This window comes from Streptomyces sp. NPDC018964 (assembly GCF_044390325.1).
Taxonomy (GTDB): Bacteria; Actinomycetota; Actinomycetes; order Streptomycetales; family Streptomycetaceae; genus Streptomyces.
Window position 1 is genome coordinate 14,626 of sequence record NZ_JBIRYZ010000005.1, and the last position, 23,526, is coordinate 38,151.

Sequence of the window (23,526 nt, forward strand, 5' to 3'; positions counted from 1 at the left end):
GTGGAACTCCTCGGGTGAAGACGCGTCGGATCCGGCCGGCGGTCAGCCGGCCAGCGGGGTGTCGTAGAGGTCGTAGCTGCGGCGTTCGTGGAAGCGGCGGAGCACTTCCTCGTGCACCCGGCCTTCGCACGCGGGCGGCAGGTCGGCGGGGCGCTGCCCGAGCCGACGCGCCAGCCGGTGCAGGGCCGCGGCCACCCAGGCCGGGTCGGCCAGGAACGGGTCGTCGCCGTCGCGCGCGCCGCGCCAGACACCCAGGACGGAGGCCGCGGCGAGGAACACCGCGTACCGGTCGGCGAGGGCGAAGCTGGCGGGGCTGGCAAGGGCGGTGCGGTCTTGGGGGGACAGGTTCAGGCTGTCCTCCTGGAGCTGGCGCAGCTGGTCCAGCATCCGCATCACGAGCGCCTGCACGGCGAGCTCCTCGGGGGAGCCGCTGGGCAGGTCGTCGACGGCGGCGACCAGCGAGGCGCTGAGGCTGTCCCGGCCGCTGGCCAGGGCGAGGTCCTGGAAGGGGATGCCGGACAGTGCCTCCTGGGGGCGGAACAGGCTCGGCGGGGCCTCGTCGCCGGCGAACCAGGCGCGCCGGGCCAGCCGGGACAGCTGCGGGATGATGGTGGCCTGGCAGGCCGCGGAGCCGGCGTGGCCGAGGCTGAGCACGGGCAGGTCGCGGACGTGCTTCTGGAACAGGCCGAACTCGCCCTCGCGGACGTAGAACCGCGCTCCGAGCACGATGGACAGGTCGTACATGGTGTCGGTGAGCATCTTGGGCACCAGGTACTTCACCGCGGCGGCGTACACGCTGGTCTCGTCGGGCAGCAGGTGCACCGCGCGGGTGGCCACCGTCGCCATGCTGTCGCAGATCAGCAGGTCGAGGAAGGCGCCGCCGAGCGTGGCGGCGGCGTGCGGGATCTCCATCACCGACCGCCGGTACAGCTGACGTCCAACGGCGAACCGCACCACGGTGCGCAGGCTGGTGTCGAGGGCCCCGACCGCCATGCTGGGGACGGCGCTGCGGGTGATCTGGAAGGACCGCAGGGCGAGTTCCACGCCCTGGCCGCGCGCGCCGACCAGGGCGCTGTCGGAGACCGGGCAGTCGGTGAAGTCCAGGCCGGTCAGCCGGCAGCCGCGGACGCCGACGGCGGTGTAGCGGGGCAGGACCTCGAAGCGTTCCCGGTCGAGCTGGTCGCGTTCGGCGAGCAGCACCGAGTGGCTGCGGCTGCCGGGGCCGTCGTCGGTACGGCTGAACAGGGCGAAGGCGGCGGCCCGGTCCGCGTTGTTGATGACCTCCTTGCGGCCGTTGAGGCGGTAGCCGCCGGGCACCGGGTCGGCGCGGAACTCGTTGCGCACGAAGTCGTTGCCGTGCGGCAGTTCGTGGTAGGCGACGGAGATCTTGGAGCCGTCCAGCAGCAGGTCGGCCAGTCGGCGCCGCTGCTCGTCGCGGCCGGCCGTCCACACGTTGACGGCGGCCATGAAGGAGGTGATGCCGTAGCCGAGGCCGAGGGCGACGTCGCGCCGGAACACCTGGCGCATCACCCGGACGAGCGTGTCGAGCCGGTCCAGCCGCCCGCCGAGGTCGGTGGGCACGAACTCGGCGTTGAGGCCGAAGTCGTCGAGCAGCCGTTCCCCGGCGGCGGGCAGTTCGCCGGCCTCGTCGGCGGCGAGCAGGCCGGCGGTGCCGAGCGGGTTGGCGGGGTCGTTCGGGTCCCCGAAGCGTTTCTCCAGGTCGGCGATCCTGGTCCGGACGGCGCTCTCCTGCGCCGCGTGCCCGGCCGGACCGGCGGTGCGGTCGGCCGGGGCCGCCGTGCCGCGCGGCCCTCGGACGGCGGAATCCCTCAGCATGACGTCCCCTCGTGGGTGTGTGCGTGTACATCGGCGCCTGTGCCCTGCGGGCCGGCTTGTCGTCCCCGGCCTCCGGGGTACCGGTCACCGGCGTCACCGCCGGCCCCGGCCCCCGTCTCCCCCGGCGCGTCGCCCCGCCCGCCGTGGCCGGCGCCGGCGGGTGCCAGGGCGCCGGCGGGTGCCGGGGCGCCGGCGGGACGCGGGTCCGCGGCCGGGACGGCATCCCGGCCGGCGGTGCCGTCGGCCGTGTCCGCCGGCGCGGAAGCGAGCCGTGCGGAAGCAGCCCCCGTCCCCGCCGGACCTCCGGTGGCCGTCGTGGGCAGGTGGAGGGGGAGGAGGGAGAAGAGGTCGCCCGTGGTCCGGGTGGACCTCAGGCGGTCCAGGAGCGGGGGGTAGGCGTCGGGCTTGCCGGCGTCCGGGTCGCCCAGGCGTACCAGCAGCCGGTCCAGAACGGGCCACAGCCACAGTCCGTCGCCCCACAGCGCCCCGGTGCGGCCCCCGGCCGCCGCGCGGTGGTTGTGCGTCCACAGGCCGAGGCAGGCGGCCCCGGCCAGGCAGAGGCTGTAGCGCCGGGCGGCGTCGAAGGCGGCGGGCGGGACGTCGGTGACCACCGTCCGGTACGCGTCCATCTCCTCGTGCACCCGGTCGGTCACGGCCAGCAGCCGCTCCGCCGAGGCGAGCGCGTTCTTCAGCTCCGGCCGTCCCCCGGCCTCGGCGCGCAGCGCGGCCACCGAGTCGGGCAGTGTGGCCATGATGCCGCTGCCGTGCCGGGCCACCAGGGACAGCCGTGCCGGGTCCAGCGGGGGCAGCGGCGCGGACAGGTCGAAGGCGTGGACCGCTCCGGCCGTGTCGCCGCCGCCGCGCCGCCAGCCGCGGACCAGCGAACGGAACTGGTTGACCAGGGAGTTGAGGTTGACCAGGGTGTTGCCGTCGAAGAGGCCGACGATGCGGTGGTCCCGGTCGACCTTCTGGAACATCCCCCGGGCGTGTACGTCCTTGAGGAAGGCCCGCGCCCCGAGCAGCCGGGTCAGCTCGCCGATGACGCCCTCGGTGCCGGTGGGCACCAGGTACTTGGTGACGGCGGCGGCCACGCTCAGTTCACCGGTGGCGGTGTGCACGGACCGGGCGGCGACGGTGGCGAGCGCCTCCCCGGCGAGCACGTCGGCCGCCGCGCAGGCGAGGACGTGCCGCGCCTGCGGCAGTTCCACCAGGCGCCGCCCGTACAGCTCGCGCGTCTCGGCGAAGTCCAGGGCGATCCGCAGGGCGTGGTCGGCCGCGCCCAGGGACAGCGAGGCGCACATGGTGCGGGTGAGCTGGAGCGCCTTGAGCACGGTCTCGACGCCGCCGCCCACCGGACCGACCGCCGCCTCGGCGGGCACCGGTGCCGCGGCGAGGGCGATGCCGCTGATGTCGGCGCCCCGGATGCCGTGGGTGGGGATCTTGTCCAGGCAGTGGTAGTCGTCGCCCTCCCGCAGCCGTCGTTTGTCGACCAGCAGCACGGTGAAGCCGCGGGGCCCCCCGTCCGGGTCGGTGCGGGTGAGCACGGAGAGCAGACTGCCCCGGGTGGCGTTGTTGATCAGCCACTTCTCTCCGGTGACGTGCCAGCCGCCGCGGTCGTCGGGCTCGCCCAGCACGTCCCCGGCGAGCAGGTCGCTGCCGTGGGCGCGTTCGGTGAGGGCCAGCGAGACCGGCAGCCCGGCCCGGATGTCCGCGGCGAGGACCCGGGCCTGTTCGGCGCTGCCGGAGACCCAGACGCACACCGCGCCCAGATAGGTCTTGCCGTGTCCGATGGCGACGGTCAGATCACGGCGGGCCACGACCCGCATGACCTGCATGACGGTCTCGTAGTCGGTGAGCCGGCCGCCGTACTCGACGGGGACGTAGAAGTCCTGGAGTCCCCAGTCCGCCAGTTCCCGGCAGATGTCGGCCGGGAACTCCTCCCGCTCGTCCAGTTCCAGGCTGCGGGCGTGGGAGAAGACGGTGGCGGGGTCCTCGGGGTCCCCGAGGAGCAGTTCCAGTTCCTGCGCGACGCGGTAGGGAGGGTGGTCCATGTCAGCCCACCGGGACCAGGGCCGGCTCGGTGGCGGCGTCGAGGAGCGCCCGCACGTCCGGGTCCAGCACGGAGTGCAGCGCGGTGACGGCGCCGTCGAGGAACAGCTTGCGCATCAGGGTCCGCTGGATCTTGCCGCTGGTGGTCCGGCGGACGGTGCCGGGCCGCACCAGCAGGACGTTGCCGGCCGGGACGGCGAACTCCAGGCCCACAAGGCGCTGGATGCGGGTGGCGACGGTCTTCGAGTCCGCCTGCGCCGCGCTCTCCCGGATCTCGTGGATCACCACCAGGTGCTCCTGGTCGCCGGCGTCGACGGCGAACACGGCCCCGGTGCCGAGGGCGGGGTCCAGGGCGCGTACGGCGTTCTCCACGTCGTACGGGTAGATGTTGCGGCCGTTGATCAGGACCATCTCCTTGAGCCGGCCGGTCACGAAGAGCTCACCGCCGCCGAGGACGCCCATGTCGCCGGTGCGCAGCCAGGGGCCCAGATCCTCCTGGCCCGCGATGCGGGCGCCGAAGACCTCCGCGTTCACCTCGGGCCGCTCCCAGTAGCCGGAGGCCACGCTGGCGCCGCGCACCCAGATCTCCCCGACCCGGCCCTCGGGCCGTTCCACGAGGGTGTCGGGGTCGACGATCCGCACCTCGAAGTCCTCGGCCCGCGCGACGCCGCTGCTGACCAGGGTCCGTCGGGCGGCACCCAGGTAGGGGCCCTCCACGGTCCCGCGTTCCAGCCCGGAGGCGTCCACCTCGCGCAGCAGCGCCCCGCGCCCCTTGGGGGTGCCGGTCACCAGCAGGGTGGTCTCGGCCATGCCGTAGCAGGGGAACATGGTGTCCGCCCGGAAGCCGTACGGTCCGAAGCGCTCGGTGAACGCCTTCAGGGTCTCGGCGCGCACCGGCTCGGCGCCGTTGCAGGCGGTCCGCCACGTCGACAGGTCGATCCCCTCCAACTGCGCGTCGGTGACCCGGCGCACGCACAGGTCGTACGCGAAGTTGGGGCCGCCGCTGGCGTGGACGCCGTACTCGCTGACCATCTCCAGCCAGCGGACCGGCTTGCGCAGGAAGGAGACCGGGGACATCAGCACGCCGACGGTGCCCTGCCACAGGGGCTGGAGCACGTGCCCGATCAGCCCCATGTCGTGGTAGAAGGGCAGCCAGCCGCCGATCACCGTGTCGGGTGTGCTGCCGGTGGCGCGGGCGATGGCGGCCTCGTTGGCGAGCAGGTTGCCGTGCGAGACCATGACGCCCTTGGGCGCGCTGGTGGAACCGGAGGTGTACTGGAGGAACGCCAGGTGCTCCGGGCCGAGCCGCGGATCGCGCCAGGCGTCCGCGTCGCCCACCGGCCCGCCGTCCGTGGCGAGGCAGAGCACGTCGGAGAAGCCCTCGGCGGCGAGCCACGCCTCCACCTCGGGGGCGTGCTCGGTGAGGGTGAGCACCGCGCCGACGCGGGCGTCGCGGACGATCCCGGAGACCCGCTGGAAGTGCTGGCCCTGCTCGGTGGGCAGCGGGGCGGGCACCGCGACGGCTCCCGCGTACAGGCAGCCCACGAAAGCCTTGATGAAGTCCAGTCCGGACGGGTAGAGCAGCAGGACCTGACGCCCCGCCAGGCCCCTCTCCTGGAGCCAGGACGCCACGTCCTTGGCGGCGCGGTCCAGACCCCGGTACGGCAGCCGCTCCGGCTCCTTGCCCCGTACTCCGTCCGCGAGGAACACGAACGCGTCCGCGTCACCCCGTTCGTCCGACCGCGTCAGCACGAGCTCCGCGAATGAACCGAATTCCGCCACCGTCTTTCCCCTCGCTAGAAGCGACCCGTATCGCGTTGAAACCGGTTGAACCGACTGTCTTAGGTGCCGGCCGCACGCCGGCCGTCATGTGCCGTGCTGATCGTCATGTGCCGTACCGATCGTCGGATCCGCCCCTAAAGCTCCTCTTGCGGCCCCGGGACGGGTGCAGTTGCGCCCACAGCTCCTCCTCGTGCGGGGTGAGCGGCACCCCCGCGGCGAGCCGCTCCGGGTGGGCGGGCGGCGGCTCGTCGAGCGGCAGCCGGAGGCCGCCCGGCGGCGGGGCGCCGGTGCCGAGCCTCCCGTGCCACCACTGCTGTGCCGTGTCGACGGCGTGCGGCGGCACCATGCCGAAGATGCCGGCGAGCGCGCCGAATCCGTCCACCAGGAACCGGGTGACCGCCCGTGCGGACCGCCGTACCGCCCGTCGCAGGGACCGTCCCCTGCCCTTGTGCGCCGTCACTCCGTCCGCCGCCTCAGGCCGTCGGCCGCGCGCCGAGGTCCGCCGTCAGGCGCACGTGCGCCGGCGGCACGGGCAGGCGGTCGTCCGTCAGGTCGTGGCGGAAGGTCACGGTGCCCTGCGCGTCCTCGCCGGTCTCCGTGAAGCCCACGGACGGGTACAGGCCGCGCACCTTGTGGTTCTTGGCGGTGGGACGGTAGCGGGCGTACACGGCCGTGGCGCCCCGGTCGCGGGCCTCGCGCAACACGGCCGCCAGGCAGGACTGTTCGATGCCGCGGGCGAAGACCCGGCAGCTCAGCACCATGTTGTCGATGTGCCAGCCGCCGTCCGCCTCCGCGGTGGCGTCGACCAGGACCAGCCCGACGAGTCCGTTGTCGCCGAACCGGTCCCGGGAGCGGATCGCCAGCACCAGTTGGCCGGGCGCGTCCCGCCGGGCCCGTATCTCCGCCTGCTGGAGCCGCTCGGTGGTCAGGTTGAACTGGTTGGTCCGCAGGGAGATCTGGGAGGCCCGGGCCGTCTCGTGCTCCGCGACCGGCGACAGGGTGACCTCGACCCCGAGTTCCGCGAGGTACTCCTCCATGGAGCCCGCGCTCTCCCGCAGGTCCTCGCGGGCCGCCTCGGTGCGGTACTGCTCCGCGCGGGAGCGGTCCTCGGCGGTGAGCTCCGCGACGTCGAACCAGCCGTCGGCGAGCAGCCGCTCGACGTGCAGGGCGGGCTCCTCGTCGAGGCGGACCACGGCCACGCCCGGCAGGCTCCGGGCGACCAGACCGCACTCGAAGGGCGAGTCGTCGGCGAAGACGAAGCTGTCCACGCCGAGGTTGAGCCGCCGGGCGATGTCCAGCAGATTGCCGTCCTTGGGCTCCCAGTTGGCGGCGATCCGTACGAAGTCGGACTCGCGCAGCACCATGTCGGGGTGGTCGCGCAGCACCTCCAGCACGGGCTCGCGGTCGTTCTTGCTGCACACCGCGAGCAGTACGCCCTGGGCGCCGAGCTGGCCGACCGCCTTCTGGAACCGGCCGAACGCCTCGCCCCGGTAGGTGGTGGCGGCGGCGATGCCGTCCGGGCCGTCGTCGCCGAGGATGCCGTCCCACAGGGTGTTGTCCAGGTCGACGACGAGCACCTTCTTGGTGCGTCCGCGCAGCGCCCGGACCAGGTGGCCGATCTCGCGGGCGTAGCAGGCGAGCAGTTCCTCGCCGAGCCGCGCCTTGGCGTAGACGGCGAGCCTCGGCTCGTTGACCGGGCCGCAGGAGGCGGCCAGCGGGTCGAGGTCGACGACGTGGACCCGGTCGTGGACGGCGGCCAGCCGCAGCAGCCCGGCGTTGAACTCCCGCCAGAGCACGCCGAGCCGGGCCCGCGAGCGGGCGTCGACGAGGCGGCGGACATGGGTGCGCAGCAGCGGCAGGGTGTTGAGCACGAGGGTGCCGGTGCCGTGGGCGAGGTAGCGCTCGGCGAGCGAGCCGATCAGGGCCAGCTTCGCCGCGGCGACCCGCTCCACGTCCTCCACCAGCCAGGGGTGCGGGAGTTCGTCGAAGACCACGTCGGCGTCCAGCACGCACAGCGCCACGTCGGCGCCGGAGGTGTACAGGTCGCTGCCGGTGTCCTGGAGGTCGCGGAACCAGGCGTCGTAGTCGCCGGTGCGCAGCTCCAGCAGCATGCCGTGCCGGGCGAGTTCCGCGGTCAGCGGGGCGGTGAGCGCGTTGAGGGTGGAGTGGCCGGTGACCGCGACGGTGAGCGTGTCGGTGCCGGGGTGTTCGCGCAGCACCTCCCGCGGGTCGAGCCGGGAGAGCAGTTGTCCGGCCCGCACCAGGTCCGGTGCGGGCGGCCCGGCGGGCTCCGCCGTGGCGGCCAGTTCGGCCAGCAGGCCGGGTATCTCGGGGTACGCCCCGGCGAGACGCCCTTCGGCGTGGAGGGCGCGCAGCCGCTCCAGCGGTCCGGTCCGCTCGCCCACGGCGGTGTTCGCAACCGTGGCCATGGTGTCTCCCATCACTGAATCGCAGGCAGCCGGCGTCCGGGCAGTCCCACCACCACTGCCGGTGGACGGCCCGAGCCTGCGCGGTCGTTCTTAAGGCGCCCTTGAGCGCGCCGGCGGTACGCCGGACCCGCCCCGGCGGGCGCGTGCGCGGGCGCGGCCTCGACGCACGCACGCCCCCTTGATGAGATCGTCCATGACTGGGGGATTACGTCCTCCATGACACATATTGCGGTGATCTCGGGACGGTACGCCACCGCTCCGTCCGCCGCTTGAGCGCACCTCCGGCGAGTACGTCCCCGGTCCGCGGCCGCCCCGCACGCCATCCGCGTCCGCCTCCGGTCCGGCGGACCGGAGGCCGGACCTCCCGCCGCCGGAGACGGCGTACCGGCTCGCCGGGCCCCGCTCCCCGGTCCGGGGCATCCGGAACGAGGCGACGGAGGCGGCGGCGCTCCCTTGCCCCACCGGTCACTCTCCGTCGAACGTGCCCGAGGTCGCCGGTGATCGCGGAAGCACCCACGGCCGCGGGTGGCGTGTCGGAGTCGGACGCGCCGGCCGAGGCCGAGCGCATCGGTGAGCCGGTGGAAGTCTCCGCCCGGCGCGGGGGTTCCACGAGGTGTTCGCCACACCGAAGGGGCGTCTGGAGGCGCGCGAGTATCCGCGTCCGGTCCGGGCCCGTGGCCAGGACGGCTGGAAGCGGGTGGACACCGACCTGGTGGCGACGGACGAGGGAACGGTCACGCCCAAGGCCGTGACGGTGGACGTGCGGTTCTCCGGGGGCGACACGGCGGCGCCGCTGGTGCGGATGTCGAAAGGACGCCCGTCAGCCGTGGGAGTCCTCTGGGACTTCTCCGGGACTTCCGGCCCCGTCGACTGGCCCGGGCGTGAAACAACCGAGAGTCCATTCGCGCGGCTCAGCGGTCATCACGCACCTGTCACGACAGGTCAAGACGCCCGCTGGTCCCTTCCGGGACATCTGAACGACGGAGGCCGCCGCCCTCTTCCGGCCCGCGGGGACGAGGGCACCCGCAGCATTCGGGCTGTTTCCGCGCTGTCCGCGAAGACGGACCGTACCCAGCGCTCGGCCGGACGAGCCGACCGTCCAGGTCCTGGGGCTCTTACTCCACCGCGAAGGCCGCACCCTCGCCGCCCGCGGGATCATCCGTGCGACGAACGGCTCCGCTCCCGGAATGCCGGGAGCGGAGCCGTTTTGCACCATGTGTACCGTCGGTACGTTCCTCAGGACGTTCCGCTGGGGCCGGCGGTGCGTGCGAGGAGGGGTTCCTCACTCCCGCAGCCGCCACCGGCGCAGTGTGTCGCCCTGCGCCGTCAGCCAGGTGCCGTCTCCGAGAGCGAGCGGGTCGGGGCAGGTGATCCCCGGGTAGTCGAGTTCGGCGACCGGCTGCAGGGTGCGGCCGTCCAGAAGCAGGTGCCGGTTGTCCGCCGAGTCCTGGTCCTCGGCGACGGCGGCCACGATCCGGCCGTCGTCCAGGAAGCCGGGACGGTAGCCCACGAATCGCAGGCCCTCGGGGAGTACGTCCTCGGCTTCGGCGACGATGTCCTCCTGGCCGGCTTCGCAGCGGCTGAGCCATTCCCCTCCGACGTCCAGTTTGAGGACCGCCCCGTTCAGACTCACTCCGGCGAACGGCTCGTTGTCCGCGCCGACGCTCTGCGTCTGCAGGGTGTCGTCCGTCAGATCGACCCGCAGCGAGTGGAAGGTGTCGCCCTGCAGCGCGTCGAGGAAGATCTCCGCGGGGTCGGTGAGGGACTGCTGGAAGACGTAGCCCGCGGTGGCGGAGGGCAGCACCGTCCGCGCGATGTGCCGCCCGTCGGTCATGTCGAGGGCGACGCACAGGTCACCGGCGTAGGTGCCGTTCCCGGCATCAGGGCCCGGCAGAGTGACCAGAAGCCGGCTGCCCGACGCGTCGGCGACGCAGGCCGGGCCGGCGTTTCCTTCGTCGTGCCAGGGCTCGAACTCCACGGTCCAGCGCCTGCGCGTGTCCGCGCCGTACACGGTGAGCAGGCCGTTGCCGACCACGGCCAGGCCGCCGTCCGGCAGCGGTGACGTGAATCCGGGGTCCGGGCAGGGCCAGCGCCGTTGCTCGGCGAAGACGCGGGTGCGGTCCGCGGCCACCGGGCCCACGACGGTCTCGTCCCCGTTCCGGGCGAGCAGCCAGCAGGCTGCGTCACGCACCAGGAAGGCGTCGCGGCGGGTGGACCGGCCACCAAAACCCGGCAGCTCTTCTTCGGCGAGCAGCTCGACGACAGTGCGTGGGTGAGTCATGGGAGTTGTCTACCTCGGGGAGTGGCGTGCAGGCCAATAGAACTGCTTCTGCTGGGTACCTTGTGTCCCTGGATGGACCTGACCGTACATGGCGCCGTTGCTTCCCCTGATCAGTGGGGAGCAGAATTCCGTGCACACGCTGTTGGAGGCGGCGCCGTGGGTGGGCAGCCACGTCGGCTGGGTCTTCCCTTCGTTCAGGCGGCTGAGATAGGCGAGGATGTTCTGTTCGGCGTGGCCGCCCTTGGCGCCCCTGGGCACCTTCATGTACGCGTCGTCGGGGATGGGGATCAACCCCATGGACCGAGCCAACTCGACCTGCGCGCTGTCGAGTTTGCTCTTGCTCGTCCCCGCCACGAAGGTGACCGGGCCGTGGGGCGTCTGGGCATGGATGAGAGCGACGACCTGGCTGTTGCGGGCCCGGCCCTCGGGCTTGAGGTTGTTGATCTGCGTCGCCATGTCCTCCATCGCCTGCATGCACGGCGCGAGCCCCATGGGGTCCGACATGGTCGCCGGGTTGTCCACGTACCCCGCGGGATCGGGTGCGGGTGCCAGACCCAGGGGGTCCGGTGTGACGTAACGACCCGGTTCGGGGTCGTAGTAGCGGAAGTGGTTGTAGTGGAGGCCGGTTTCGGGGTCGGCGTACTGGCCTGGAAAACGCAGCGGTGTATAGGCCTGGGCATCGCGGTTCCACGCGGTGGTGCCCCATGTGAGGGATCGGCTGTGCCATGCGATGCCGCCGTCCTCGTCGACGAGTTCGGTCGGGGTGCCGATCAGATCGGTGACGATCGCGAAGAAGCGCGAGTCGATGGTCCCCGGCTCATCACCGGCTTCGTGGGTCTCGGCCTGCGCCACCGGCCGTACACCGTCGTACTCCCAGGTCAGCGTGGTTCGCGTAACGGTGTCGCTCTGCTCCGACAGACGGCCCCCGTCCCAGGCGAACACGGTTTCCTCGAGGACCGTTCCGTCCTCGGCGTGCTTGCGCTTGGCGGTGCGGCGGGCAAAGGCGTCGTAGGTGTACGTCCACAGCACGCCGTCCGGCGTCGTGCAGGAGGTCAACCGGTCTTCGGCGTCCCAGGTGTAGCGCCAGATGTCGGGCTTGCGGGACAGACGCTTGCGGCGACGCTCGACGACGCGTCCGGCGTCGTCGTGGATGTAGTGCAGAGCTCCGGCGGAGCGCAGTCGTGTGCCGTCGTAGGTACGTGGACCGCGTGCGTCGATGTGCGGGGCGCGGTCGGGCCAAGTGGCCTGGGTTTGGTTGCCTGCGGCGTCGTAGCGGTAGCGTTCGCTCCAGCCGTGCGCGTCGACGCCGGTCGGGCGACCGTGGGGGTCGAGAGCGAAATGGGTGACGTCGCCGGTGAGCTGGTCGGTGACGGCCGTCAGGTGGTGGTCGGGGCGGTAGGTGTACACCCGTGAGCGCAGTGTCCTGCTCCGAGTGATGAGGCTGCGTCCGCTGACGCGCCCCACGGTGTCCCATGCGGTGGCCAGCGTGACGGAGCGGTCGGGCGAGCCGAAGGTGCGGGTGGTTTCCTGCCCGCAGGGATCATGGGTGAAGCGCAGAGAGCGTCCCGCGATTTCCATGAGCGTGCGGTTGCCGGCCGCGTCGTACCTCTGGGTCGTCCGCACGCCGTGGGGGGTGGTGCGGCCGGTACGGCGGCCGGCGGCGTCGTAGGTGTAGTGGTGGCGGCGACCGTCGACCGCCTCCGCGACGAGGCGTCCCTGCGCGTCCCACTCCAGTTCCATCACGGAGTGCGGCGAGCGGGCCCGCAGAAGCCTGCCCGCCGGATCGTAGGCGAAGGTGGTGACGGTCCCGTCGACGTCCTTCGCCACCAAACGGCCCAGATCGTCCAAGTGGTGGGTGACGGTCTGGCCGAGCGGATTGGTGCGGGAGACCGACCGGCCCGCCGCGTCGTACGCGTAGGTGAGCACCCGCCCGTCGAAGTCGGTCTCGCGCACCACGCGTCCCGCGGCGTCGTACGCGTAACTCCACGTCAACCCTGACGGGTTACGCACCTCGGTCAGGCGCGTCTCGGTGTCGTAGGCGAACTCGTAACGCGCGCCGTCCGGTTCGGTTCGGGCCGCAAGCAGCGCGAAGTGCGTGTACTCATAACGGGTGGTGCCGCCGTTCGGACCGGTTTCGGTGAGGCAGTTGCCTTCGCCGTCGTACGTCCATGCCAGCTCGGTGCCGTCGGGCTCGACGCGGCGTGTCAGGCGGCCTTCGGTGTTCCACTCCAGGCGAGTGGTCGCACCCAACGGGTCGGTGAGCGAAGTCGGGCGGCCGAACGCGTCACGGGTGAAGGTGTGGGTGTGCCCGAGAGGGTCGGTCCGGGCCATCGGCAGGCCTGCCGCGTCGGTTACGAAGGTTTCCGTGGCCCCGAGTTCATCGCTGATCGCGGTGATGCCCCCGCGCTCGTCATGCGTGTAGCGGGTGATCGTTCCGTCCGGTGCGATCAGTGCCGTGTTGTTGCCGGCCGCGTCGTACTCCCGTCGCCATACCGCCCCGTCGGGTCCGGTCACGGTGAGGGGCATGCCCCACTGGTCGTATTCGGCGCTGGTGACACTTCCGTCGGCTTCGCGCACGGCTGTGAGGTTGCCGTGTTCGTCCCAGGTCCATCGCGTGGTGCGCTCCTGCGCGTCGGTTCGGCTCAGGAGCCGGTCGTAGCGGTCCCAGCTCTGGACTGTGGTGTCGCCCAGAGGACCGGTCTCGGCAACGACCTGGCGCCGCTCATTGAGCTGGAAGACGGTGGTGGCCCCAGTGGAGTCGGTGAAGCGGGTGATGCGTCCGCCGGCGCCGTCGTCGCCTTCGCACGTCTCGTAGCTGAAGGAAGACGACAGGAAACCCTCGGGCCCCACGGTACGTACCACTCGGCCCGCCTCGTCGTACACGTACTCGTACGTCGACCCGTTGCGGTCGGTCCAGGAGGTGATGCGCTGCTGGTGGTCGTAGGCGAACCGCACCGGTATGCCCGACGAGTTGGTGACACCTTCGAGGCGGCCGGTGTCGTCATAGGTGAAGGACGCCACATCGACCGGGCCCTCCGGCGTGTGGAGCGCCAGGGCCGTGACACGTCCGAGGCCGGCGTCCGTGGAGACAGCCACACGGTAACCACCGTCATGGACCACGGTGACGGGAAGACCGTCAATGCCACGGCTGATACGCAGCGCATTGCCGTTACGGTCCTCCACCTCGGTCAGCCAGTACAAACCCGACCCCTGGTACGGGTTGCCGGTGAAACGACGGGTCAGGTGACCGGCATGCCTGTCGGTCACCGCATAGGTGAAGTCTCCCAGAGCACTGCGCTCGACGAACGTCAGCGCGAGCCGTTCGCCCTCCAACGGCAGCACCTCGTCGTCCTGCCCGACCGGCAGCCGCGGATAGACGAGCACCGAGCCGTCCTCACGGGCCCAGGCGGCGCCGGTGCCCACCATCTCCAGGCGCTCGTCCAACGTGGAGGCCCAGCTCGGCCCGAAGCAGCGGCCGTAGGCGTAGGCGGACAGGTGTGTGCGGCGCAGCACCAGGGGGAGGACCGCCGCCAGTTCCAGATCCGTCTGGGGCAGGACCATCTCGCCACTGGCGATGTCAACGGGGTCAGTCACGCACCGGCGCTTCTTCAGCGGAATTGCATGATCACGCGGGTTCTCCCTGGCCTCGGCCAGCGACATGGACGGGTTGTTGCGCCTTCCTCCGTCCGGACCGCCACGGCGCCCGCGCCCTTCACCGTCCTTGCGGTCACCGGCATCGATCCGTTTGAGGCGGTCACGGATATCGAGATCGGTGTCTTTATGGGTCTTCGCGCTCTTGCCCATGGCTTTGGGCAGTTTGGTTCCCACATGCTCCGCAAGGTCATCGAGCGCCTTGTCGAGTTTTTTCACCACTCCGTCGATGGTGGTGTCCAGGACGGCCGTCAGGGAGTCCTTGCCCTTGGCCCGTCCATGGTGCCCCTTCGCCTTTCCCAGTGAACCACCGGTCCTGGTGCGCATATTGACCTGTACGTCGGCAAGATCGAGCCCGGCTCTTCCGTGGGCGCCGTAGTCGATGCCGAGTTCTTTGACTCCTCCCGGACCGGCACCCCGGCCGGTCGAATTGAGCTGCATCCCGTCCTTGGCGGTCTGCACCGTCCGGCCCGCGTCGTAACCGTCCTGGACACCGGTGACGTTCAGAGCCGTCTGGATGGCCAGGTCCGTGACGATGTTCTCGATGGCGGCGACCGCAGGTTCCGTGAGCGTCGCCACGATCTCCGCGACAGCCGCTTCGGCCATCTCCTTCAGAATGCGCTTGAAGGCGATACGGGTGGCCGCGATCTTGCCGGCGGCCAGCAGGGTGGTCAAGCCCGCGGTGACCGGGGCCAGGGCGAGCGTGATACCTACCGTGGCGCACAAGTCGGCGAGTTCACCGACTGCAGCGATTTTCCGTGCAACGATGATGTCCGCCACCCGGTCCAGAGCACCGGCGACGAGCCGCGCCGCGCTCGCCAGGTCCTTGTGCTTCCCCTGCACCTTCTGCCAGTGCCGGTCCAGCGCATCGAGCGACTCCGCATTGCCGCTGGAAAGCAGCCGCTGGATATATCGGCGTCCGTCATGAGCGTCGGTCTCCGCGTTGTCGGCGAATTCCCGCAGTGATTCCGCCATGTCCCGGTAGGCGTCCTCATCCACATTGGGCCAACCGACCCCGACCACGTCCAGCATCGTGTCGACACCTTCGGGAACGGTGTATCCCACTTCGCATCAACTCCCCGTTGCATCAACGCTGTTGCGGGCCCTCATTTGTTGATCTTCAAGATACCCTCGGGAAGAACATCGGTTCCCGGAAACCGTCTCCCAGCCGAACGTGGTTGCTTGATTTTTGCCGGTCAAGCCTGGTTTGACCTGAATGAGACGGTTTAGGCGTCTTGCGCCTACTTGGCATCGCACCACTGAACCGTTCCGGGTTCGGTAGGGACTCGATCATTTGAGAGGATCGAGCCCTCGCACGTCCTCCCCCTTACCCGCTTGAGCTGCGCCGCCGTACGGTGCGGATGGTCGCCGAGGCGCGGCCCGACTACGACACCGAGTGGGCCGCGATGAAAGCGGTCGCGTCCAGGCTCGGGATCGGCACGACCGAGACGCTGCGCATGTGGGTCCGGCAGGACCGGACCGACGCCGGCACCCGGCCGGGCACCACGACCGAGGAGTCGGCCGAGCTGAAGCCTTGGATTCAACCGTGCTGGGTCGCGGACTTCACCCGTGTGAAGACCTGGGCAGGGTTCGTCGGCGGCATCGACGAGACCGAGGAAACCGGCCTCACCCACCTGGGCGCCCGCGAGTACGACCCCCGGACCGGCCGCTTCCTCTCCGTCGACCCGATCATGAATCTGGCCGACCCGCAGCAGATGAACGGCTACACCTACGGCAACAACAACCCGCTGGTGTACGCCGGCCCGGAGGGGAAGTTCTTCGGTTTCCCGAAAATGCTCGAGCTGCTGAAGAAGGTGATCAATTACGTCTTCAACAAGGCTCCGAACAAGAACCCGGGCTTCATGCAGCGCCGCGCGAAAGCTCCCGCGGTGCAGAACAGCGGTCTGCGGGGAGCGCTCGCGCAGATCTATCCGAAGAAGGAGCGTGGTGCGGTCTTCGGGAACGGCAAGCTGTCGACGGCCGTCATCCATGAGTTCAACACGGGGGAGCGACTTCCGGGCAAGAAGCAGTTGCACGTTCAGAAGGGCTGGTCGACGATGGCGGCCCTCTCCAGTGTGCTGGACAAGGACCGCAAGGCCAGGGAGGAAGGCAAGGGTCTCGGCAATCTCCTCTCCGACAGTGATCTGAGGATCGCCAAGGCCGAGGCGAAGGAACTGTGGGACGCGCTCAACTCACGTGACGTCACCGGTAACATCAAGAAGATCATGGACGCCGACGCCGGTATGAAGGCGTCCGTCAAGAAGAACTTCGACACCGTGGCGAAGACTCCCGCGGTGAAGGACCTCACCGGCACGGAGTTCCAGTCGGTCAAGTACAAAGGCCCCCAACCGGTCAGCCAGCCCACCCGGCTGCGCGGTTTCCCCAAGGCCCTCGGTGTCGTCGGCGGCGTCGCGATGGCCGCCCAGGCTCCTTCCTACGTGCGCCAGCACGGCTGGAAGGGGGGAGCATGGGAGATGACCAAGGACATCGTGGACCCGTTCGGGTTCCACGAGGCCCTGGAGCCGCCGCAGACGAGCGGAGGCGTGTGCCCTCCCGAGAGCTGCGCCTGACGGCAGGTCCGGCACGCCGTACCGGACGATGAGGACGGGGCCCGTCGTGCACCTCGCACGACGGGCCCCGGGCCCATGAGCACGACCGACACACCTACTGAGGAAAACATGAGCGACACCCCCGCAGGGCACGGTCCGGTCGAGGAGATCCCGTTCGAGGAGATCCCCCCGCTGCTGCTGCGCATGATCCCCGAATCCGCCGGCCCCATCGCCGAGATGTTCCACCGGCCCGCGGAAGCGGCCGTCCTGACCGAGGACGCGGCCGTGATGCTGTACGAACTGCTGGCCGGATGCTTCACCACGCCGGTGCTGATGCCGCAGTTGAGGAGCGAGAGTCCGGACACGGAACTGCTCACCCGGTGCTGGGACTTCGTGGAGCGCATCGTGGACCACTCCACGGAGCACGTCGGCGGTGCCGTCTACTTCGAAGTGCTGGATCAGCTCCTTCTCGACAGCGGTCTGGTGGAGGCCTCCTGGCCCTACATGAAGGAGCGGACCCGAGCCCGTACCCTGCTGATGCTCGACGAAGCCGGCGTCCGCCTGCCCGGGATCAACCGGCGGTAACCCGGCGCCGAGGTCTTCCCCGTCGTCCTCGCGGCGAACCTCGGTCGCCTCCCGTACGAGGTGGGCCCGCCCCGCCGGTCCCGAAGGCCGACGAGCGGCAACGGCTTCACGGACGGGGCCGAGCGCTCCCGAACATGGTGAGGGCGTGCCGTCCGCTGTTCCGGCGGACGGCACGCCCTCACGCCACTCAGCGCTCCGACGCGAACCGCACGAACCGCACGAACCGCCCCCAGCCTTCACGGCCGACGGCGAAGGCCGGGCGGGTCACGTCCTTGGAGTCCCTTACGTGGACGGTCTGTTCGGTGATCCCGACCTCCACGCAGTCATCGCCCTGGGTGCCGCTGTAGCTGGACTTGAACCAGGCGAGTTCCGACCTACCGCTGTTCATCGCTCTCCTCGCAGTCGCTCCAGCAGGTCCCGGGATTCCTTGGGATTCAGGGCCTGCGAGCGCAGTGTGTCATAGCGTCGGCAGAGCAGACTCATCTCTTTCGCGTCGGAGATCAGCCGTCCGTTCTGCTGCCCTTCGGAGTACCCGAGCCGCCGCCCCTCCAGGGTTTCCAGGATTCGCACAGGTCCGTCCAGGCACCCGTGGAACTCCAACTCCAACGGCACCACCTGAAGCGTCACGTTGCGCGGCGCGGTCAGCTCAAGCACATGGTCCAGCATGTTCGCCTGGACCTGCGCCCCGCCCAGCCCGCGCCGGAAAACCGACTCCTCCACGATGAAGCCGAACGGCACGGTCGGCCGCTCCCGCATCATCGCCTGCCGGTCCATTCGAGCCGTGACCTGCGCCTCCGTCTGCTCGTCGGTCAGCAGCGGGATGCTGTTGTCGAACACCGCCCGCGCATACGCCTCCGACTGCAACAACCCCGGAACCAACCGGCACTCGTACGTGCACAGGCTCACCGCCTCCCGCTCCAACCTCGCCCACTGCCGGAACCACGCCGCCAGCCCCGCCTCCCCTCGCGTCAGATGCCGCGCCGCCTTCCGCAACGCACCCGTGTTGCCCAGCGCCTCCTCCGCCCGCTCCACGAAGGCCTCGTCCGGCATCCGGCGCCCCAACTCCACCGATTCGACCGTGTGCTTCGAGTACCGCACCCGCGTACCGAGGTCCGCCCTGCTCAGTCCCGCATGTTCCCGGAGCGCCTGAACGAACGCCCCGAACGTCCGCAAGCTGTCCGACGGATGCGGCTCCCGCTCCCACTCCCCCGCCGGAACCACCCGCGCACCGGCGCTCCCGGCCGCCTCCCCCTCGACCCCGACCACGTCCATCCGCCGCCCCTTTCCTCTCCTCCGCACCGCGCACCACGACGGCTCCTCACGCCGCCCGCGTCCACCTCCAGCCTGACGGATCATCAGACGTACCATCCACTCTTCGTGTCCGTACGCTGACGCAGCGTACGGAGTGCCACACTCGTCCCCGCCCCGTCCGACCGCCACCCTGAGGTCACGGAGAGCCAGAAGAAACCGTCCACGTCCACCGCTCACCTGCGGAAACACCTGGCCGGCCACCTCCCCTCCCGTGCACTCCCGCCCACCACGGGCGGCAGCGGCCGGACCTGGCCGCGTCGGACGAGCTGGAACGTGCAGTCATGCGGAACGGAACCGACCTCTACGCGCTCGACATCAGCGAGGCCTCGTTCACGAGGGCGTGCGGCGGCCCCCGTACCCCGACCCGCCCCCGCCCGGAGCCCGGAGCACACCACAGTCCCTGGCCGAGGACCGACGACCCCCGGATCCTCGGCCGGCTGACACCGAGGGCGCACACCCGGCCGCACCCCACTCCGGGGTGCGGCCCGCCCGGCACCGCGCCGCGGAGTCACCGCTTCACCGCACGGGGGACGTCACGCCGGTGAGCTCCTCGGAAACGGTCCCCAGGCGCTGGTCAACCACTCGGCCCTGAAGGGACCGAGCTTGGAAGCCGAGTCCCTGTGAGGGCTTCGCTCATGCTTCCGACTCGACGTCCCCTACGGCAGGACGGTCACGGGTCACCTCTACCGGTCCCCGCTGTACGGGGACCGGGTCGGGCACGTTGACGAACACCCACGCCGAGGCACCGCGCTCGGCAACGTCGGCCCCGGCGAAGCCGCGCCGACGACAGGAGAAGTGGTCCCGAGCGGGGCGGTCGCCGGTCCTCGGGCCGGCCACAGGCCCCGGCGTAGACCCGTGCGCGTCGGGCACGGCGTGTCCGGGTCACGGGAATGATGACGCGCCGTCACAGCAGCGCGGCAGAAGAGCTTCCGGAGCGAAGTGGCTCAGTTTCGGGCGGTGGTGTCCTCGCGGCCGACCTCGTGGTGCACGCCGTTCGGGCCGGGCAGGGGCTTGAGGGTGACCTCGATGCGGTGCGTGGAGTCGTGGCTCACCGAGCCGCCCAGCCGTGCCTCGACCACGCCCAGGCGCAGGCCCGCCCCGCCCTCGCCGGCCCGGTGGAACTGCACCGAGAACTCCAGGCTGACCTGCTCCACGTTGAACCGCCAGTCGCTCCGCGCGCCTTCGGTCTGGGCCCGCGCCAGCTCGGCACGCACCGTGCCGATGGCCTCCGCCAGACCGATCGTTTCCCCGTTCGTCATGTCAACACACCCCCGCTTTCGACTGATTGACCGATGCACCCTGCTCACAAGTCTAGGGACGCCCCGTGCTTTGCCCTAGTGTGAGACGGCATGGGGGAACTGCGTGCGGACTGGAGAATCCGACTGCGGCGCGAGGACGCCCACGGCCCCGTCTGCGGCGCCGGCGTGCTCGTCGACCAGTACACGGCGCTGACCTGCGCGCACGTGGTGCGCCGGCCGGACGCCGTGATGTGGCTGGAGTTCGCCGAGAACGGCGGGCTGGAACCGGTCGCCGCGCGGGTCATGCCCGGCGGCTGGCTGGCGGCGGGCGCCGGCGGCGAGGACGTCGCCGTGCTGCGTCTGGACAGTCCCCGCCCGCAGGCGCGCCGCGCTCCGCTGGACACCCGGCTGTGGGGCGGTATGGAGGTGTACGCGACCGGTTACGCGGAGGGCTTCGACGACGGCATGAGCCTGTGGGGGCGGATCGGCGGTGCCAGCGGTGAGCGGGTGCAGCTCGACGCCGTCACCCGGTCGGAGGTGGTGCGCGCCGGCTTCAGCGGCGCCGCCGTGTGCACCCGGCCCGAGGAGGGCCGTCCCACCCGGGTGGTGGGCCTCGTCGTCAGCTGGCGCGGAGACCTGGGCGCGGCCCTGCCCGAGGACAACCGGCTCTCGTTCTCCTACCTGATCCCCATCAGTCGTATCGCCGAACTCTCACCGTTGGTAAAGGAGTTGAGCAGTCCGGACGCCTGGGACCACGGCTTCGAGGAGCGGTTGACCCGGTGGTTCGACGACCCGGACGAGGACCCGGTGAAGATCACCGTGGTGCCCCCGGGCAGCGGCAAGGACCGCTCCCTGCGCCATCTGCTGCACCGCGCCCACGTCGTCCACCGCGGTGGCGCCAGCCGGCCCGATCTCATCGACCACGCGCTGGACCAGGTGACCTTCCCGCCCGGCGAGTACCTGGCGTACTGGGACTGGCTGCGCGGCGCCAAGGCCCGGCGGCCCGAACGGGCGGCCGACCGGGCACCCTTACGGCCGGTCACGGTCCTCGTCGACGGTCTCGACGAGGAGCCCCAGCCGGGCCCCCTCATCGAGATCCTGGCCAGGTTGAGGGTGTTCGGTTTCCGGCTGCTGCTCGTCTTCCGGCACGAGGGCGGGCCCGGCTGGGCCGCGTCCCGCGACCTCCTGCTGCGGCCCGCGCTCCTCCACCACGCGGACACGCTGCTCGACCGCCTGCAACGCGCGGAGTTCAGCCGGGCGATACGCCGCGACATCGTCGACAGCGCCTCCCTCGGCTCCGTGACCGAGACAGCCGACCGGCACCGGGCCACGCGCCGTCTGCTCGACGACGTACGGGACCCGCAGCAGCAACTCGCCCGGTTGCGCGCCCTCATCAGGACGCTGCGCGCCGACCTGAGACGCTGCGGGGACCGGTGACGCGGCGCGCCGCCCGCCGGCCCGGGCGGGGAAGGAGGGCCGCGAGACCATGACGACCTGCCCGCACCGGCTCTTCACCGGCGCCCCCTGTGACGGCACCGTGCTGCCCACCGGCTACTGCGCCACCTGCGGCCGCGCGGCGAACGGCCCCGGACTGCCCGAACTGCCCGCCGACCCCCGCGCACTCGGCCCCCGCGACCTCCTCGCCCTCCCCGAGCGCGAGCCGCGCCCCGCCGGGGAACGCCTCATCCGTCCCGAGGCCCCGCTGCGCATCCGCATGAGCTGCTCGTCCGCGGACTGCGGCATCACCTTCGCCCCGCCCTACACCGAAGGACCGGTGCCGATCGAGGGCTTCTGCCCGGCGTGCGGCGAGCCCTACTCGTACTGGCCCGAACTCGCCGAGGGCGACCTGCTGCGCGACCAGTACCGGATCATGGGCCCCATCGCGCACGGCGGCCAGGGCTGGGTCTACCTCGCCGAGGACACCCACCTCGGTGACGTCGTCGCCGTCAAGGGGCTGCTCAACCGGTACGAGCACGACGGCGCCCGCCTCGCCGACGTCGAGCGCCGCAACCTCGTCGCCATCCGCCACCCCCGCATCGTCCAGATCCGCGACTTCGTCGCCCGCAGGGACGACGACGGGCAGGTCACCGGCGGCTACATCGTCATGGACGACGTCGGTGACGGCACCCTCGCCAAGGTCGTCGAGGAGGTCCGGCGCGGGGAGTCCGTCCTCGACATCGAGCACGTCGCGGCGTACGGCTGCCAGATCCTCGAGGCCTTCGTCCATCTGCACGCCGACGGCGAACGGGTCTTCGTGTACGGGGACATGAAGCCCTCCAACGTCGTGCACCACCGGGACGGCATCAAGGTCATCGACCTCGGCGGGATGCGCGAACAGGGCCAGAGCCTGCCGCCCGCCCACGTCACGCCCGACTACATGGCGCCCGAGACGGCGGTGTCGGCCGCGCCCACCGTCGCCCACGACCTGCACACCGTCGGCGTCACCCTGCGGGAGCTCTCCCGCTGGGCCGTCACCGAGGTGCCCGGCCTCGGCGCCGCCTCCTTCCAGCGGGTCGTCGACCGTGCCGTGCGGACCGATCCGGGCCGCCGCTTCACCGACGCCCGTGAGATGGTCGGCCAACTGCGCGGCGCCCTGCGGGAGATCCGCGCGCTGCGCGGCAAGAGCGACCCGCCGGAGCCCTCCGACCACTTCCGGCCGTCCACCCGGCTGGCCGGCGCCCGGCTCGGCACGGTACCGGACATCGGGCACTGGCTGGACCGGCCCCGCCGCGACCGGTACCAGCCGCCCGTGGCACCGGTCCTCGACCTCGGCACGCCCACACCCGCCGAGATCGCCGCCTGCCTGCCGGTGCCCAGGCCCTATCCGGGCGATCCGCAGGCCACGCGGTTCGAGGTGAGCAGCGGTTACGACCCGGACCGGCTCCTCGACCAGGAGGACGAGAGGCCGCCCTCGGTGGAGATCCGCCTGCACAACGTGCGCGTCCTGCTGGGCCGGAACACCCGCGAGGACCTGCGGCGCGCCCAGGAGGAGCTCGACACCGCCGACTCCGTCCCCGGACCGTCCGCCGTGCGCCGGTGGCGGCTGGAGTGGCACCGCGCCCTGCTCGCGCTGCGCGGCGCCGACCTCGACGACGACCCCCGGCAGGTCGCCGAGGCCCGGAACCACTTCCTGCGGGTCCACCTCGAACTGCCCGGCGAGTACGCCCCCAAACTGGCCCTCGCCCACTGCGCGGAACGGCTCGGCGACGACCCCGCCGGACCCACGGCCAAGGAACTGTACGAGGCCGTGTTCGCCCGCAACCCCGCGCACGGCGGCGCCGCCCTCGGCCTGGCCAGGATCGCGCTCCGCGCACGCGACCGCCGGACGGCCATCGACGTGCTCGGCCGGGTCCGGCGGGGCACGCTGGACCACACCGTCGCCCGGATCGCCGCCCTGCGCATCCGTGCGGCCCGGCTGCCCGGGGACGGCGATCCGCTGCCCCTGCCCGCCGAGGTCGACGTGGCGCTGGCCGAACTGCACGGCCTGGTGGGCCGGCGTCCGGGCGACGGGGAGCCGGGCCTGTCCGAGGACGAGGCGCTGCGCCTGAGCACCGAACTCCACGAGTGGAAACTGGACGCGGTGCACAGCCTCAGCGACCGTCCCGGCTCCCCGGGAAGCGGCGGCGGACGGCTCACCGCCCGCGCCCTGCGCCGGCTGAGCGCGCCGGAGCGCGCGTTGCGCGAGCGGCTGGAGTCGCACTACCGGCGGCTGGCGGCACACCACCAGGAACCGGCCGCCGCCCACGAGCACCTCGTGGACCTCATGCACGCGGTGCGGCCGCAGACCGTGTTCTGACCGCACGGCACGACGGGAA

At 71.4% G+C, this 23,526-nt stretch carries 13 protein-coding genes and 3 pseudogenes; 6 read left to right on the forward strand and 10 right to left on the reverse strand.

Features of this window, described 5'->3' with window-relative positions; all coding sequences use genetic code 11:
• Positions 1–42: 42 nt before the first annotated feature.
• The 7 genes from ACH5AO_RS09975 to ACH5AO_RS10005 all read right to left on the reverse strand — a co-directional run bounded on the left by ACH5AO_RS09975 (position 43) and on the right by ACH5AO_RS10005 (position 15,060).
• Positions 43–1,836 carry an acyl-CoA dehydrogenase gene (locus ACH5AO_RS09975; protein ID WP_398923687.1) on the reverse strand — a complete coding sequence of 598 codons (1,794 nt, stop codon included), beginning with the start codon at positions 1,834–1,836 and terminating at the stop codon, positions 43–45.
• Positions 1,830–3,887: an acyl-CoA dehydrogenase family protein gene (locus ACH5AO_RS09980; RefSeq protein WP_398923689.1), complete on the reverse strand. Its 2,058-nt coding sequence runs from the start codon at positions 3,885–3,887 to the stop codon at positions 1,830–1,832. The genes ACH5AO_RS09975 and ACH5AO_RS09980 overlap by 7 nt, the downstream gene beginning before the upstream one ends.
• A gap of 1 nt (position 3,888) precedes the next feature.
• Positions 3,889–5,667: a fatty acyl-AMP ligase gene (locus tag ACH5AO_RS09985; protein ID WP_398923691.1), complete on the reverse strand. Its 1,779-nt coding sequence runs from the start codon at positions 5,665–5,667 to the stop codon at positions 3,889–3,891.
• Between the two features lie 103 nt (positions 5,668–5,770).
• On the reverse strand, positions 5,771–6,049 hold the full coding sequence (locus ACH5AO_RS09990) for a DUF6059 family protein (RefSeq protein WP_398923693.1): 279 nt from the start codon (positions 6,047–6,049) through the stop codon (positions 5,771–5,773).
• A gap of 91 nt (positions 6,050–6,140) precedes the next feature.
• Entirely contained in the window at positions 6,141–8,096 is a 1,956-nt protein-coding gene (locus ACH5AO_RS09995; RefSeq protein ID WP_398923695.1) for an HAD-IIIC family phosphatase, read from the reverse strand.
• A gap of 1,282 nt (positions 8,097–9,378) precedes the next feature.
• Entirely contained in the window at positions 9,379–10,377 is a 999-nt protein-coding gene (locus tag ACH5AO_RS10000) for a hypothetical protein (protein ID WP_398923697.1), read from the reverse strand.
• A 9-nt stretch (positions 10,378–10,386) separates the two neighbouring features.
• Entirely contained in the window at positions 10,387–15,060 is a 4,674-nt protein-coding gene (locus ACH5AO_RS10005) for an RHS repeat-associated core domain-containing protein (protein ID WP_398923699.1), read from the reverse strand.
• Between the two features lie 329 nt (positions 15,061–15,389).
• Between ACH5AO_RS10005 and ACH5AO_RS10010 the strand changes: the two are divergent.
• The 3 genes and pseudogenes from ACH5AO_RS10010 to ACH5AO_RS10020 form a co-directional block, all read left to right on the forward strand.
• Positions 15,390–15,560, forward strand: a pseudogene (locus ACH5AO_RS10010) (IS3 family transposase); the annotation flags it as partial.
• A 54-nt stretch (positions 15,561–15,614) separates the two neighbouring features.
• Positions 15,615–16,598, forward strand: a pseudogene (locus ACH5AO_RS10015) (RHS repeat domain-containing protein); the annotation flags it as partial.
• 108 nt (positions 16,599–16,706) lie between these two features.
• Positions 16,707–17,162, forward strand: coding sequence for a hypothetical protein (locus ACH5AO_RS10020; protein ID WP_398923701.1), 456 nt, complete (start codon positions 16,707–16,709; stop codon positions 17,160–17,162).
• Positions 17,163–17,349: 187 nt separating this feature from the next.
• On the opposite strand, the gene ACH5AO_RS10025 is transcribed toward ACH5AO_RS10020, so the two are convergent.
• Positions 17,350–17,550 (reverse strand): DUF397 domain-containing protein, encoded by a 201-nt coding sequence (locus tag ACH5AO_RS10025; RefSeq protein WP_398923703.1) that lies wholly within the window; start codon positions 17,548–17,550, stop codon positions 17,350–17,352.
• Entirely contained in the window at positions 17,547–18,434 is an 888-nt protein-coding gene (locus ACH5AO_RS10030) for a helix-turn-helix domain-containing protein (RefSeq protein ID WP_398923705.1), read from the reverse strand. The genes ACH5AO_RS10025 and ACH5AO_RS10030 overlap by 4 nt, the downstream gene beginning before the upstream one ends.
• A 320-nt stretch (positions 18,435–18,754) precedes the next feature.
• On the opposite strand from ACH5AO_RS10030, the pseudogene ACH5AO_RS10035 reads away from it, so the two are divergent.
• Positions 18,755–18,832, forward strand: a pseudogene (locus ACH5AO_RS10035) (DUF397 domain-containing protein); the annotation flags it as partial.
• Positions 18,833–19,417: 585 nt separating this feature from the next.
• On the opposite strand, the gene ACH5AO_RS10040 reads toward ACH5AO_RS10035, so the two are convergent.
• Positions 19,418–19,732 carry a trypco2 family protein gene (locus tag ACH5AO_RS10040; RefSeq protein ID WP_398923706.1) on the reverse strand — a complete coding sequence of 105 codons (315 nt, stop codon included), beginning with the start codon at positions 19,730–19,732 and terminating at the stop codon, positions 19,418–19,420.
• 90 nt (positions 19,733–19,822) lie between these two features.
• Here ACH5AO_RS10040 and ACH5AO_RS10045 point away from each other — a divergent pair, with 90 nt between their 5' ends.
• Together ACH5AO_RS10045 and ACH5AO_RS10050 are read left to right on the forward strand one after the other, a co-directional pair.
• Positions 19,823–21,148, forward strand: coding sequence for a serine protease (locus tag ACH5AO_RS10045; RefSeq protein ID WP_398923708.1), 1,326 nt, complete (start codon positions 19,823–19,825; stop codon positions 21,146–21,148).
• A gap of 49 nt (positions 21,149–21,197) precedes the next feature.
• Positions 21,198–23,507, forward strand: a complete 2,310-nt coding sequence (locus ACH5AO_RS10050) for a tetratricopeptide repeat protein (protein WP_398923710.1) — start codon at positions 21,198–21,200, stop codon at positions 23,505–23,507.
• Positions 23,508–23,526: the final 19 nt, after the last annotated feature.

What these genes read in the sequence shown, in the direction of transcription:
- ACH5AO_RS10050 (WP_398923710.1), top strand. Translation starts at nt 21,198, where the DNA reads ATGACGACCTGCCCGCACCGGCTCTTCACCGGCGCCCCCTGTGACGGC.
- ACH5AO_RS10005 (WP_398923699.1), bottom strand. Translation starts at nt 15,060, where the DNA reads ATGCTGGACGTGGTCGGGGTCGGTTGGCCCAATGTGGATGAGGACGCC.
- ACH5AO_RS10000 (WP_398923697.1), bottom strand. Translation starts at nt 10,377, where the DNA reads ATGACTCACCCACGCACTGTCGTCGAGCTGCTCGCCGAAGAAGAGCTG.
- ACH5AO_RS10025 (WP_398923703.1), bottom strand. Translation starts at nt 17,550, where the DNA reads ATGAACAGCGGTAGGTCGGAACTCGCCTGGTTCAAGTCCAGCTACAGC.
- ACH5AO_RS10040 (WP_398923706.1), bottom strand. Translation starts at nt 19,732, where the DNA reads ATGACGAACGGGGAAACGATCGGTCTGGCGGAGGCCATCGGCACGGTG.
- ACH5AO_RS09975 (WP_398923687.1), bottom strand. Translation starts at nt 1,836, where the DNA reads ATGCTGAGGGATTCCGCCGTCCGAGGGCCGCGCGGCACGGCGGCCCCG.
- ACH5AO_RS10030 (WP_398923705.1), bottom strand. Translation starts at nt 18,434, where the DNA reads ATGGACGTGGTCGGGGTCGAGGGGGAGGCGGCCGGGAGCGCCGGTGCG.
- ACH5AO_RS10020 (WP_398923701.1), top strand. Translation starts at nt 16,707, where the DNA reads ATGAGCGACACCCCCGCAGGGCACGGTCCGGTCGAGGAGATCCCGTTC.
- ACH5AO_RS09980 (WP_398923689.1), bottom strand. Translation starts at nt 3,887, where the DNA reads ATGGACCACCCTCCCTACCGCGTCGCGCAGGAACTGGAACTGCTCCTC.
- ACH5AO_RS09995 (WP_398923695.1), bottom strand. Translation starts at nt 8,096, where the DNA reads ATGGCCACGGTTGCGAACACCGCCGTGGGCGAGCGGACCGGACCGCTG.
- ACH5AO_RS10045 (WP_398923708.1), top strand. Translation starts at nt 19,823, where the DNA reads ATGGGGGAACTGCGTGCGGACTGGAGAATCCGACTGCGGCGCGAGGAC.